The following is a 12,783-nucleotide window of genomic DNA, read 5'->3' as shown; positions in this document are numbered from 1 at the left end:
TCAGCCTCACCGGCTGCAACAGCGGTTCAGTCCTGTTTACCAGTCCCGGAGCTGCCCTGTTCACCGCCGTCAGCCCGCAACATGTCCTTCACCAGGCAGGACGCCTGCACGAAGTCCATTTTCCCGGGATAACGGCTCTTCAGTTCGTTCATGCAGCGGCCGATGTCACGCAGACCGTGCGCGTCGATATCCTTGACCGTCTCTTCGCAGATCTTCTGCATTTCCTCGTCGCTGAGCTGAACGGGCAGAAATTCACGGATGATTTCCTGCTCTTCTCGCTCCTGCTCGGCCAGGTCGAGCTGCCCGCTGCTTTCGAACTCTTCCGCGGAAGTTTCCCGCTGGCGGATCATTTTTTGAAGGATCTCAATCACTTCGGTTTCGTTGACGCCGTCCTTGCCGTTTTCACGGGCAGCAGCCTCACGGTCCTTCACAGCGGTCTGCACGAGACGCAAGGTCGCGCACCTGCGCTTGTCGCCTTCGTCCTGTGCCGCTTTCAGGGCAGCGTTGATTCTTTCGCGCATCACATCGCGCATGGTTCACCCCACCCCTGCCGCGCTGAGGCCCGGCGCTCAGGGGCGCCATTCCATTTTCTCAGCCAAGCCATTGAATTTTAAAGATCTTTTTTCAGAGGATCAATATTGACGATCCAAGCCGCTTCCCATAGAGTCCCGCGCTTAATGCAGGCGGCCTTTTGCGGGCTTTCCAGCCCGCCGCAGACGCCCTTCCTGCAGCGCATGATGTCACCAACAAGATCTGGAAACAAGACATGACGACTGCAGACGCATGGTCCGAGACCCCGGCGACCGCCTTGCTTGTGCTCTCCGACGGCAGTGTAATCGAGGGACAGGGCCTCGGCGCAACCGGCCAAGCCGTTGGTGAGATTTGCTTTAATACGGCAATGACCGGTTACCAGGAGATCCTGACCGACCCTTCCTATTCCGGTCAGATCATCACCTTCACATTTCCGCATATTGGCAATGTCGGCACCAACGATGAAGACATCGAGACGGTCAACATGGCCGCAGACAGCGGCATCCGCGGCGTTGTGCTGGCAGCCGCCATCACCGATCCGGCCAACTACAGGGCGGCAAAACATCTCGATGCGTGGTTGAAGAGCCGCAACCTGATCGGCATCAGCGGCATCGACACCCGCGCGCTGACAGCGCTGATCCGTGAAAAAGGCGTGCCCAACGGCGTGATCGCGCATTCGCCGGACGGCAATTTCGATGTCGATGCACTGAAAACGGCCGCCAGAAACTGGCCCGGCCTGGTGGGAATGGACCTTGCCAAGGACGCTTCCACCACCCAGTCGCACCAGTGGCACCAGACGACCTGGAAATGGGACGAGGGCTACGGCGAGGCAAAGGCCGGCAAGTTCAAGGTCGTTGCCATTGACTACGGCATCAAGCGCAACATCCTGCGCCTTCTGGCTGACGCCGGCTGCGAGGTCACGGTTCTTCCTGCAACCGCGACGGCAGAAGACGTCCTGGCCCAGGCGCCCGATGGCGTGTTCCTGTCCAACGGCCCCGGTGATCCGGCTGCAACGGGCGACTACGCAGTGCCGATGATCAGGAAGGTTGTCGATGCGGGCGTTCCCACGTTCGGGATCTGCCTTGGCCACCAGATGCTCGCACTGGCGCTTGGCGGCAAGACCCTCAAGATGCACCAGGGACACCATGGCGCCAATCATCCGGTATTCGACCACACCACCGGCAAGGTTGAAATCACGTCCATGAACCATGGTTTCGCGGTGGACGCGGACAGTCTGCCGGACAACGTGCAGCAGACCCATGTGTCCCTGTTCGACGGATCCAACTGTGGTCTGGCAATGAAGGACAAACCCGTGTTTTCCGTCCAGTATCACCCGGAAGCATCCCCCGGCCCGCGTGACAGCCACTACCTGTTCAAGCGGTTCACCGACCTGATGGAAAGCGCGAAATCGGCAGCCTGACCTACTCAGGCCCCGGGAATTGCAGACAAGCGTTCGGCCGACGATCCAGCCGGCCAACGCCTCTCCGCCACCGGAATGCAGCGTTACCTCAAATAAAAAACCCCGGCGTGCAGTGCACGCCGGGGTTTTTTGATAACTGATGCCGGAAGCTTTATCCGATCAGTTCGTCAAATGCCGTCAGGATCTGACCGACTTCTGCGATCTGCTCGTCAAGCATCTGCTTCTGCTCCACCAGGATCTCCTGTTGCGCAAGGCAGATTTCCTGAAGTTCCTTGAACTGGTCTTCCCGTTTGCCGTTGCCTTCCACCAGCTTGATCACCCGGCGGATTTCCGCAAGCGTGAGGCCGATCTTCTTGGCCTGCAGGATTACCCGCATCCGCGAAACGTCACGAGGACCGTAGAAACGGCGCGCGCCCTTGCGAACCGGGTTGAGAAGACCCTTTTCTTCGTAGAAACGAAGCGTCCTGAGGGTTACGTCGAACCGCTCGGACATTTCCGAGATCGCGAGAGCGCGATCGTCAAGCATCACTTCTTGTCCTGGCCCGGCAATATCCGGCACCACGACCATCTTGGTTGCTACATTGTTCATACTTTTAAGCCCGATCTTGTCTTTTTTGTTCCAAGTCTGGCTGGGTCTTGCTGCGCTCCCGACTCGCCGGTCCCACCTCCGGTTCATCAGGTCCCACTAGCACCGCAAGTACAGCCCCCGCAGCTTGAAGCGCAATGCTCTTCGCTTCAGAAGCTCCCAACGCCAAACTCATAGGAGACTAAGCAGTAGTCTAATACACCGGATCGACAGTTAAAATCTACGCCAAATTTAGGAATATTGCCCAGTTTTTACGGAAGTTTCAGTTATGCGAAAACTAAAACTAAAAACCTACGAGAAAGGACACGCATCTACGAATGTTTATTCAGGGGCACTTTAGCCAAAACACGAACAAATATTAATTATCGATAATCTGAATATAATAACTAGACTTTTCTTGAATATATAAATCCACAATAAATTTTCTTTACCTCACGGCAACGACCAAGGGAAAATTACTTAGTTCGCTTACTCCTAACCCTGAGGATTATTACAATTAGTGAAATTCTCTTAGATACTATGTAGGCAAAAAAGTTCACGAATCGCGATCCACGAGATGAAAAAGAACGCTACATACGCAACAATACCCGCTATGCGCGAATATCAATTCAGCCTTACTCCTTATGAAAAGGTAAGGAAAAATCTAAGCTTATCACTTATTTGACCAACCGTTACGGCACCAAACAAGTATATCAATTTTTTGTCCACACGGTCAATTTTGCCATCAAATTCAACCACCTCCTTCGACGCAAAAAGGGCACATTGTGCACTTCTCGATTGACAAGCGATGAGCAAGGTTATTTTTGTCAGAAGTACCGGACGAGCGAACCCGCAAGGGGATGCCCGCAACCAAGGTATTCTGGAATAAGACGAAATGGCCGACTCAAAATCCAAAGACACCATGCCCGGCATGACCCCGCAGCAGTTCCGCCATTGGCGGCGAGCACTCGGGCTAAAGCAGAAGGATGCGGCAGACCGTCTGGGCCTGAAGAAGCGCATGATCCAGTATTACGAAAAGGGAAATCGCGACGGCCGACCCGTTGAAATTCCCAAATCCATCCGCCTTGCCTGCTATGCATTGTCGGAAGGGATCGGCGACTTTGACGGCCAGACAACGATCCCGTTGCCCGCCGAAATTGCCAAGCCGGAATAAAGTCGTGATTTTAGCTCGCAAAAGGTCGACTTTCACGCCCTGGCGGGGTTCCCTCCTGCGCAGCTTTTCCCTATAAGACGCGCTCAGCCAACATAGTCATACCCTCATGTCCGAGCCAGACCGAATAGCGAGACCGCTGTCCGGAAAGGCCGCTGCGAGCTGCGAGCCGAGATGCCAAAACGCACAGATATCTCTTCCATCCTGATTATTGGTGCCGGTCCGATTGTCATCGGCCAGGCATGTGAATTCGATTATTCGGGCACCCAGGCCTGCAAGGCGCTGCGCGAGGAAGGGTATCGCATCATCCTGGTCAACTCGAACCCGGCGACGATCATGACCGACCCGGACCTGGCTGACGCGACCTACATCGAGCCGATCACTCCCGAGCTGGTGGCCAAGATCATCGAGAAGGAACGCCCTGACGCGCTTCTGCCGACGATGGGTGGCCAGACCGCGCTGAACTGCGCACTCGATCTGGAACAGATGGGTGTTCTGGAAAAATACGGCGTGGAAATGATCGGCGCCCGCGCCGATGTCATCGAAAAGGCTGAAGACCGCGAAAAGTTCCGGGCTGCGATGGACGTCATCGGTCTGGAAAACCCGCGCGCGGCCATTGCCTCCTCCCCGGCAATTCACGACGAGAACGGCCGGATCGTCGGTTACGACCGCAATGCCGGCTATCTTGAAGCCATGCGCGCCATCGACGAGATCGGCCTGCCGGCCATCATCCGCCCCGCCTTCACCCTCGGCGGCACCGGCGGCGGCGTTGCCTATAACCGGGAAGAATTCGAAACCATCGTCCGCTCCGGCATCGACGCATCTCCGGTCGGTCAGGTCCTGATCGACGAGAGCCTGCTCGGCTGGAAGGAATATGAAATGGAAGTGGTCCGCGACACGGCGGACAACTGCATCATCATCTGCTCCATCGAGAACGTCGATCCGATGGGCGTGCATACCGGTGATTCCATCACTGTCGCCCCGGCCCTGACGCTGACCGACAAGGAATACCAGATCATGCGCGACGCCTCGATCGCGGTCCTGCGCGAGATCGGCGTGGAAACCGGCGGATCGAACGTGCAGTTCGCGGTCAATCCGGACAATGGCCGCCTTGTCGTCATCGAAATGAACCCGCGCGTGTCGCGGTCTTCCGCCCTGGCCTCCAAGGCAACCGGCTTCCCGATCGCCAAGATCGCGGCCAAGCTTGCTGTCGGCTACACGCTGGACGAACTTGAGAACGACATCACCGGCGGCGCGACCCCGGCATCGTTCGAACCGACCATCGATTACGTGGTCACCAAGATCCCGCGTTTCGCCTTCGAAAAATTTCCGGGCTCCGAAGCAACCCTGACCACTGCCATGAAGTCGGTCGGCGAAGTGATGGCCATTGGCCGGACCTTCAACGAAAGCCTGCAGAAGGCGTTGCGTGGTCTGGAAACGGGCCTGAACGGCTTTGATGAAACCGAAATCCCGGGCCTTGATCAGGGCGACGACCGCAACGCCCTGCGCGCTGCCGTCTCGACACCGACACCGACCCGGCTTCTCAACGTCGCCCAGGCCATGCGCCTTGGCATGACGGTCGAGGAAATCTACGAGGCCAGCGGCATCAATCCCTGGTTCCTGGAACAGATCGAAGCCATCCTGGAAATGGAAGCAAAGGTCCGCAAGCTCGGCCTGCCGAAGGATGCCGCGAACCTGCGCAAACTGAAGGCCATGGGCTTTTCCGACGCACGCCTGGCAAGCCTTGCCGATCTCGATGCATCGGACGTTGCCAAGCTCCGCAAGCAGCTGGACGTGCACCCGGTCTACAAGCGCATCGACACCTGCGCTGCCGAGTTCGCCTCCCCGACCGCTTATATGTATTCCACCTACGAGGCTCCCTTCATGGGTCAGCCCGCGTGCGAGGCGACCCCGTCCGACCGGAAGAAGGTGGTGATTCTGGGTGGTGGCCCGAACCGGATCGGCCAGGGTATCGAGTTCGACTATTGCTGCTGTCATGCCGCCTTTGCGCTGGAAGACGCGGGCTACGAGACCATCATGGTCAACTGCAACCCGGAAACCGTCTCCACCGATTACGACACGTCTGACCGTCTCTACTTCGAGCCGCTGACCGCTGAAGACGTGCTGGAAATCATGCGCAAGGAGCAGGAGAACGGCACACTGCACGGCGTCATCGTCCAGTTCGGCGGCCAGACCCCGCTCAAGCTGGCGCAGGCGCTGGTCAAGGCGGACGTGCCGATCCTCGGCACGTCACCGGACATGATCGATCTTGCCGAAGACCGTGACCGGTTCCAGAAGCTTCTGATCAAGCTCGACATGAAGCAGCCGGAAAACGGCATCGCTTATTCCGTCGAACAGGGTCGCCTCATCGCCGGCCAGCTCGGCCTGCCTCTGGTGGTCCGCCCGTCCTATGTCCTGGGTGGCCGTGCCATGCAGATCATTCGCGACGAGGAAGCCCTCAACTCCTATCTGCTCGGCACCCTGCCGGAGCTGGTCCCGGCGGAAGTGCGGGCAAAGTACCCGAACGACAAGACCGGCCAGATCAACACCGTGCTGGGCACCAACCCGCTTCTGTTCGACCGCTATCTCGACGGCGCGATCGAGGTGGATGTCGATGCCCTTTGCGACGGCAAGGACGTGTTCGTCTGCGGCATCATGGAGCACATCGAGGAAGCCGGTATCCATTCCGGCGACAGCGCCTGCTCCCTGCCGCCGTTCTCGCTCGGCGAAGAGATGCTGGAAGAACTCAAGCGCCAGACCACCGCATTGGCTCTGGCACTGGAAGTCGGCGGCCTGATGAACGTGCAATACGCCATCAAGAACGGCGAGATCTTCGTTCTGGAAGTCAACCCGCGCGCATCGCGCACCGTGCCCTTCGTCGCCAAGACGATCGGTGCCCCGGTCGCCAAGATCGCCAGCCGTATCATGGCGGGAGAAAGCCTGGCTTCCTTCGGTCTCAGCGAGAAAAAACTCGACCATATCGCGGTCAAGGAAGCTGTCTTCCCGTTCGCCCGCTTCCCCGGCGTCGACACGATCCTCGGACCGGAAATGCGCTCGACTGGCGAAGTCATGGGCCTCGACACAGCCTTCGGCAAGGCCTTTGCCAAGTCCCAGATCGGCTGCGGCACTGGGGTACCGGACAAGGGCACCGTGTTCGTTTCCATGCGCGACGAAGACAAGGCCGGCGTGCTTGACGCCGTCCGCAGCCTGGAAGCCGGCGGCTTCACGATCATCGCCACCGGCGGCACCCAGAAGTTCCTCGAGGACAAGGGGATTGCGGTGAAGAAGATCAACAAGGTTCTTGAAGGCCGCCCTCATATCGTTGATGCTATCAAGAACGGTGAGGTCCAGCTCGTCTTCAACACGACAGAAGGCGCACAGGCCATCTCCGACAGCCGGTCGATGCGCCGGGCGGCTCTTCTGAACAAGGTACCGTATTACACGACCCTTGCAGGATCAGTGGCTGCTGCGAAAGGCATTGCCGCCCATAAAGCTGGGAGCCTTGAAGTAAGACCTTTACAATCCTACTTCGGCTAAGGCTATTATACTCGTGACCGGCCGGGAAAGCGCGCCTTTCCCGGCTTGGTTTGTTTTTGTCAAAGCGCGGTCCTCGAGATTAGGGGGACCCAATAAGCTGAAGGTCTGAGACCAATGGAAAAAGTTCCGATGACCTCCGCCGGGTACAAGATGCTCCAGGATGAGCTGAAGGAACGTACCGCGGTAGAGCGCCCGCGCATCGTCGAGGCGATTGCTGAAGCACGCGCGCATGGCGACCTGTCGGAAAATGCGGAATACCATGCGGCTAAAGAAGCCCAGAGCCTGAACGAAGGCCGTATTTCGGAACTGGAAGACAAGCTGTCCCGCGCTGAAATCATTGATGTGTCCAAGCTGTCCGGCGACATCGTCAAATTCGGCGCGACCGTCACCCTCATCGACGAGGACACCGAAGAAGAAAAGAAATACATGATCGTTGGCGACGTCGAATCCGACGTGAAGCAGAACAAGGTCTCTATTTCTTCTCCGATCGCCCGCGCCCTGATTGGCAAGTCCACCGGCGACAGCGTCGAAGTTGCTGCCCCTGGCGGTGCCCGGTCTTACGAGATCGTCGACGTACGTTTCGTCTGACCCCACCCTTTCAGTGTTGTGCCTTCCCGGTCTGGCCTCTCCTTGCAGGGGCCGACTCCGGTTTCAGCGTGCCTGGAAATCGCCCCTGGCCGTTTGAACGTCCGGGTTCCCTTTGAACCCGGACCTGCCTGGCGCCGATCTCCGGCAACGTATACGCGCTCTGCGACTGCCCTTAAGTCGCAGCAAAAGCTGCGCTTTCCCTTTGACGTCCACGACACAGCCGTTAAGCTGACAACCGGAAAGTGTCGGAGGATTTGCAATGGTCTTTAACGCGATTGCCGTATGGTTGTTGATCGCGTCGGTGCCGTTATGGATATACCGCTGGTTTCTGTTTTCCAGGCTCACGGCACGCGAACGCCTGATGTTCAAGCGCCTCGTCGCGCAACGCCACGAAAGCTCCTTCGTGTTCGCCGTCCGGATGGCCGGCTACCTGATCGCCCTGGCTGTTGCCGTTTTCTTCGTCGTCTTCGGTCTGCGCTATCTGAAAAATGGCAACTTTGGCATTACGACGTACAGCGACGCGATACGCAGCAGGTTCTATTCCGGCATTGAACCTGTCGACCAGGCGCTCGACAGCTACCACTATGACCAGATGCTGCCCGTTGCGGCACTGACGACCATCCTGCTTGTGACCGTCGCCTTTACTCTGGTATCCGCCGCTCTCAGGGACATCTCCCTGATCCGGCGCCTGCAGAAAAAAGTGAAAAAACTGGCTTCGTGAGTTTGTTGGCGCCCTTGCCCGCCGCATCGGCAGTCAGCGCCTCACGCGTGCTGCAAAATATTCACCAGGCGCCCGAAGGGGTCGCGCACGTAAAAGCGCCTGACGCCCCAGGGCTCATCTGCCGGGCCGTATTCGATGTCGAGGCCTTTTGCCTGCACTTTTTCCAGCACTTCCTCAAGGTTGTCGACCTCGACCGAAAAATCGGGCACGGGCGTTCCCGCGCCACCTTCGACCGCAATGCTGACCTGGGCCATTGCACCCCGTTCGCCTGCAAAGGTGACGATCCAGCCGTGATCCATCGCCAGGTCCATGCCCAGCACGTCGCCGTAGAAGCTTTGCGCCTTGCCGGTATCCGGCGATGCGATGTTGGCAACGACACGTTTTACAGCCATGGCGTCTTGTTCCTTCTTGCAGCCGGTTCGGACTTCAATCGATTGGAACGACAGGCTCGTCTTTTGTGCGGCGGATTGTCAACGCTGTACGAACGCTGTCGACGTTGGGCGCAGCGGTCAATTCGCGAATGATGAAATTCTGGAAGGTCTGCAGATCCGGCGAAACGCATTTCAACAGGAAGTCGACCTCTCCCGAAAGCATGTAGCTTTCGCGCACCAGCGGCCAGTTCTGAACCGTCTGTTCGAAGGCAATCAGATCCGCCTCGGTCTGGCTGTGCAACCCGACCATCGCAAACGCTGTCACGTCGTAACCGAGCTGCTTTTCGTCGAGCAGGGTCCGGTAGCCCAGAATGAGCCCGGCTTCCTCCAGCGCGCGCACCCGGCGCAGGCAGGGAGGAGCGGATATGCCGACCCGACGGGCCAATTCCACATTGGTCATCCGTCCGTCATCCTGCAATTCCTTCAGGATCTGCCAATCAATGGCATCGAGCCGCGCTTTCAAACCTGTCTCCTTCGCGCTTCGCATGACGCGCCATGCTGTGGGCATTCGGGTCTTTCACAAGACTGTCGCCTTGCCCGATACCGGAATCCCAAGCTAACCTCTATTTGTGTGCCGAGTTATGATTTTTTGCGCGTTTGTGCAAGACTATAACAAAATTGCGCACGATTTCGAAAGATTACGATAGGGGAACTTCTCCAAAACATGCCTTTTTCGCCGGAGAAAGCCCCTTCTTCCCTCTGGATCCTCACCGATGGAAAGGCGGGCGATGTTGCCCAGTGCCGCGGTGTTGCCGAAGCCCTCGGCGCCCCTGTTGAAGAACGCCACATAGCGCCGCGCGCACCCTTTACCTGGTTGATGCCCTTCGGTCCGATCGATCTGCGCGAGCGGGAAACCCGCCCCGGCAGCCCGATTGCCCCGCCCTACCCTGATATCGCCATCGCGTCCGGCCGCCGGACGGTCCCGTATCTGCGCCGGGTCAAGCGCCTTTCTGGAGGCAAGACCTTTACCGTGTTCCTGAAAGACCCGCGGATAGGGCCAGATGCAGCGGATCTCATCTGGGTACCCGAGCATGACAAGCTGCGCGGACGGAACGTCCTTGTAACACCGACGTCCCCACACAAGTTCTCTGCCGCAACACTGGCCGAACTCCGCAGCCGGCAGGTTGCCGAGATAGATGGTCTTCCACGGCCCCGTGTTGCTGTTCTTGTCGGCGGTGACAGCCGGCACCACAGGTTTTCCGAAGACGACCAGAACCGCCTTTTGAGCGGCCTGCGCGAGCTCGCACATGCGGCGAATGTGCATTTCATGATCACAGCCTCCCGCCGCACGCCGGCCGGATTGGCCTATGGTCTGGCAGGGTTGGCCAAATCGGGAAATCACCTCTACTGGACAGGTGACGAGCCCAACCCTTACGGCCTCTATCTCGCCAAGGCAGATGCGATCATCGCCACTGCCGATTCCACGAACATGATCGGTGAGGCCACAGCCACCGGCAAGCCGGTCCATGTATTCGAGCCGAGCGGCGGTCACGACAAGATCACCCGGTTTTTGGGGACTTTGCGACGCATGGGTGTCATTCACCCCTTTCCAGGTCCGCTGAAAACCACTACCTACGAGCCGATAGATGCCACGCCGGTGATCGCTCAACGCATCTTGAGCGATTTTTCGGCCGCACGGCAAACCCGGAACAACGCCCCGATGGGCCAACCTGGCAACGCAAACGCCGGGACATGAAAACAGGATAAAGGTGCGCCCATGAGCACGGAACACAGCAAACTTCTGATCATCGGCTCCGGCCCGGCCGGTTACACGGCTGCCATATATGCTGCCCGCGCCATGATCGAGCCGACGCTGGTGGCCGGTATTCAGCCGGGCGGCCAGCTGACCATTACCACCGATGTCGAGAACTACCCCGGCTTTGCGGATCCCATCATGGGACCGTGGCTGATGGAACAGATGCAGAAGCAGGCCGAAAACGTCGGCACCAAGATCCTTTACGACACCATCGTGAAGGCTGACCTGTCCCAGCGCCCGTTCCGCCTGGAAGCCGACAGCGGCACGGTGTTCACGGCGGACGCCCTGGTGATCGCCACCGGCGCGCAGGCCCGCTGGCTTGGCCTGTCTTCGGAACAGGATTACATGGGCGCCGGCGTTTCCGCCTGTGCGACCTGTGACGGCTTCTTCTACCGCAACAAGGAAGTTGTGGTTGTTGGCGGCGGCAACACCGCCGTGGAAGAAGCGCTGTATCTCGCCAACCTCGCCTCCAAGGTGACGCTGGTTCATCGCCGTGACAGCCTGCGGGCGGAAAAGATCCTGCAGGACCGCCTGTTCCAGCATCCGAAGATCGATGTCATCTGGGACCACCAAGTCGACGAGATCCTCGGCGGCGGCATGCCGAAAGCAGTTACCGGCGTACGGTTGAAAAACACCGCGACCGGCGAATTCCAGGAAATTTCCACGGACGGTGTCTTCATCGCCATCGGCCACGCACCGTCGGTCGAACTCTTCAAGGACCAGCTCACGCTGAAGTCCAACGGCTACCTGGAAACTGCCCCGGATTCGACCAGGACATCCATCCCGGGCGTCTTTGCGGCCGGTGATGTCACCGACGACATTTATCGGCAGGCGGTAACCGCTGCCGGCATGGGCTGCATGGCAGCCCTTGAAGCCGAGAAGTTTCTGGCCGAACATGAAGTGACGTCGACAAAGCAGGCCGCCGAATAGGCTGCCTGACTGTCCTGCGGAGGGGCACGCATGGATTGGGACAAATTGCGCATTTTTCATGCGGCCGCACAGGCTGGCAGTTTCACGCATGCAGGTGACACCCTGCATATGAGCCAGTCGGCTGTCAGCCGGCAGGTCAGTGCGCTAGAGCACGATCTGGGCGTTCCGCTGTTTCACCGGCACGCCCGCGGCCTCTTGCTGACCGAACAGGGCGAATTGCTCTATCGGACTGCCAACGACGTGTTGATGAAGCTGGAAGCGGTTCAATCGAGCCTGACGGACAGCAAGGAAAAGCCATCCGGAGCCCTGCGCGTGACCACCACGGTGGGCCTGGGTTCCACCTGGCTCACCTCACGGATCAGAAGCTTCATCGATCTCTATCCAGATGTCGACCTGCACCTGATCTTCGACGACGACGAACTGGACCTCGGCATGCGCGAAGCGGATGTGGCCATCCGCTTGCGCCAGCCGACCCAGCCGGACCTGATTCAGCGCAAGCTGTTTACAGTGCATTTCCATGTCTATGCGGCACCGGAATACCTCCAACGGTTCGGAACACCAGTGTCGATCGACGACCTCGACAAGCACCGGCTGATCACGTTCGGCGAACAGGCTCCGGCCTACCTCCGCTCGATGAACTGGCTGGAAACAGCCGGGCGCGTCGCGACAAGCCCGCGCAGGTCCGTCCTGAAGGCCAACAACATCGTGGCCATCAAGCGTGCAGTTCAGTCCGGCGTGGGCATTGCCATTCTGCCGGACTACATCATCGACAAGTCGTCGAACCTGGCGCCTGTCATGACCGACCAGGACGACAAGGTGCCCTCCTTCGACACCTATTTTGTCTACCCTTCGGAACTGAAGAACACCGCGCGTGTTACCGCGTTCCGCGAGTTCCTGCTGGCAAATGCAGAAGGCTGGGTTTTCTAACCCTGCCCTCCTATCGTCTATCTGCCCGATTGCGTTTGGCCCAAGCAGCTCCGGCTTGACCGGGACGCAACCCTGCTTGCCTGCACGAGCGGCCGCACAGGGGTTTTTGCAGATACTCTCCCCTAAAAAGGTCTCGGAACTCGGCCTGCAAGGCGGCAACCGAGCGACCCGATTGTCCCTATTCCCCTGGGAAAGCATGGGACTGG

General features: G+C 58.7%; 12 protein-coding genes. 8 read left to right on the top strand and 4 right to left on the bottom strand.

Annotated elements, in window-relative coordinates; all coding sequences use genetic code 11:
• Positions 1 to 26: 26 nt before the first annotated feature.
• Positions 27 to 521, bottom strand: a complete 495-nt coding sequence (locus tag FIV05_RS13955; RefSeq protein ID WP_168692442.1) for a GatB/YqeY domain-containing protein — start codon at positions 519 to 521, stop codon at positions 27 to 29.
• Between the two features lie 245 nt (positions 522 to 766).
• On the opposite strand from FIV05_RS13955, the gene carA reads away from it, so the two are divergent.
• Positions 767 to 1,951 (top strand): glutamine-hydrolyzing carbamoyl-phosphate synthase small subunit, encoded by a 1,185-nt coding sequence (gene carA, locus FIV05_RS13950; protein ID WP_152509967.1) that lies wholly within the window; start codon positions 767 to 769, stop codon positions 1,949 to 1,951.
• A gap of 151 nt (positions 1,952 to 2,102) precedes the next feature.
• Here the strand turns inward: carA and FIV05_RS13945 are convergent, their stop codons facing one another.
• Positions 2,103 to 2,540, bottom strand: coding sequence for a MerR family transcriptional regulator (locus FIV05_RS13945; protein WP_022997956.1), 438 nt, complete (start codon positions 2,538 to 2,540; stop codon positions 2,103 to 2,105).
• Between the two features lie 871 nt (positions 2,541 to 3,411).
• Here FIV05_RS13945 and FIV05_RS13940 point away from each other — a divergent pair.
• From FIV05_RS13940 to FIV05_RS13925, 4 genes are all read left to right on the top strand, one after another.
• Positions 3,412 to 3,690, top strand: coding sequence for a helix-turn-helix transcriptional regulator (locus FIV05_RS13940; protein WP_022997958.1), 279 nt, complete (start codon positions 3,412 to 3,414; stop codon positions 3,688 to 3,690).
• A 171-nt stretch (positions 3,691 to 3,861) separates the two neighbouring features.
• Positions 3,862 to 7,224, top strand: a complete 3,363-nt coding sequence (gene carB / locus FIV05_RS13935) for a carbamoyl-phosphate synthase large subunit (RefSeq protein ID WP_152509966.1) — start codon at positions 3,862 to 3,864, stop codon at positions 7,222 to 7,224.
• A 114-nt stretch (positions 7,225 to 7,338) separates the two neighbouring features.
• Positions 7,339 to 7,812, top strand: a complete 474-nt coding sequence (gene greA, locus FIV05_RS13930) for a transcription elongation factor GreA (protein WP_152509965.1) — start codon at positions 7,339 to 7,341, stop codon at positions 7,810 to 7,812.
• Between the two features lie 259 nt (positions 7,813 to 8,071).
• Positions 8,072 to 8,533, top strand: a complete 462-nt coding sequence (locus FIV05_RS13925; protein WP_152509964.1) for a hypothetical protein — start codon at positions 8,072 to 8,074, stop codon at positions 8,531 to 8,533.
• Between the two features lie 41 nt (positions 8,534 to 8,574).
• Here the strand turns inward: FIV05_RS13925 and FIV05_RS13920 are convergent, their stop codons facing one another.
• On the bottom strand, positions 8,575 to 8,925 hold the full coding sequence (locus FIV05_RS13920) for a VOC family protein (protein ID WP_152509963.1): 351 nt from the start codon (positions 8,923 to 8,925) through the stop codon (positions 8,575 to 8,577).
• Between the two features lie 34 nt (positions 8,926 to 8,959).
• A complete protein-coding gene (locus FIV05_RS13915; protein ID WP_031268195.1) occupies positions 8,960 to 9,427 on the bottom strand; it encodes an Lrp/AsnC family transcriptional regulator in 468 nt (155 codons plus the stop codon).
• Between the two features lie 201 nt (positions 9,428 to 9,628).
• On the opposite strand from FIV05_RS13915, the gene FIV05_RS13910 reads away from it, so the two are divergent.
• The 3 genes from FIV05_RS13910 to FIV05_RS13900 are packed head-to-tail and all read left to right on the top strand — an operon-like array spanning position 9,629 to position 12,577.
• Positions 9,629 to 10,660, top strand: coding sequence for a mitochondrial fission ELM1 family protein (locus tag FIV05_RS13910; RefSeq protein WP_152509962.1), 1,032 nt, complete (start codon positions 9,629 to 9,631; stop codon positions 10,658 to 10,660).
• A 21-nt stretch (positions 10,661 to 10,681) separates the two neighbouring features.
• Positions 10,682 to 11,650 carry a thioredoxin-disulfide reductase gene (gene trxB, locus FIV05_RS13905; protein ID WP_022997965.1) on the top strand — a complete coding sequence of 323 codons (969 nt, stop codon included), beginning with the start codon at positions 10,682 to 10,684 and terminating at the stop codon, positions 11,648 to 11,650.
• A gap of 30 nt (positions 11,651 to 11,680) precedes the next feature.
• Positions 11,681 to 12,577 (top strand): LysR family transcriptional regulator, encoded by an 897-nt coding sequence (locus tag FIV05_RS13900; protein WP_022997966.1) that lies wholly within the window; start codon positions 11,681 to 11,683, stop codon positions 12,575 to 12,577.
• Positions 12,578 to 12,783 lie beyond the last annotated feature (206 nt).

The organism is Labrenzia sp. THAF191a, from assembly GCF_009363335.1.
Classification (GTDB): Bacteria; Pseudomonadota; Alphaproteobacteria; order Rhizobiales; family Stappiaceae; genus Roseibium; species Roseibium algicola.
Note: the sequence above shows the minus strand (reverse complement) of the source record. Positions and strands in the feature narration are given on the sequence as shown.

Excerpts from the sequence above, each read along its gene's own strand:
- FIV05_RS13940 (WP_022997958.1), top strand. The coding sequence starts at position 3,412 with ATGGCCGACTCAAAATCCAAAGACACCATGCCCGGCATGACCCCGCAG.
- trxB (WP_022997965.1), top strand. The coding sequence starts at position 10,682 with ATGAGCACGGAACACAGCAAACTTCTGATCATCGGCTCCGGCCCGGCC.
- FIV05_RS13945 (WP_022997956.1), bottom strand. The coding sequence starts at position 2,540 with ATGAACAATGTAGCAACCAAGATGGTCGTGGTGCCGGATATTGCCGGG.
- FIV05_RS13920 (WP_152509963.1), bottom strand. The coding sequence starts at position 8,925 with ATGGCTGTAAAACGTGTCGTTGCCAACATCGCATCGCCGGATACCGGC.
- carA (WP_152509967.1), top strand. The coding sequence starts at position 767 with ATGACGACTGCAGACGCATGGTCCGAGACCCCGGCGACCGCCTTGCTT.
- FIV05_RS13910 (WP_152509962.1), top strand. The coding sequence starts at position 9,629 with ATGCCTTTTTCGCCGGAGAAAGCCCCTTCTTCCCTCTGGATCCTCACC.
- greA (WP_152509965.1), top strand. The coding sequence starts at position 7,339 with ATGGAAAAAGTTCCGATGACCTCCGCCGGGTACAAGATGCTCCAGGAT.
- FIV05_RS13955 (WP_168692442.1), bottom strand. The coding sequence starts at position 521 with ATGCGCGAAAGAATCAACGCTGCCCTGAAAGCGGCACAGGACGAAGGC.
- FIV05_RS13925 (WP_152509964.1), top strand. The coding sequence starts at position 8,072 with ATGGTCTTTAACGCGATTGCCGTATGGTTGTTGATCGCGTCGGTGCCG.
- FIV05_RS13900 (WP_022997966.1), top strand. The coding sequence starts at position 11,681 with ATGGATTGGGACAAATTGCGCATTTTTCATGCGGCCGCACAGGCTGGC.
- carB (WP_152509966.1), top strand. The coding sequence starts at position 3,862 with ATGCCAAAACGCACAGATATCTCTTCCATCCTGATTATTGGTGCCGGT.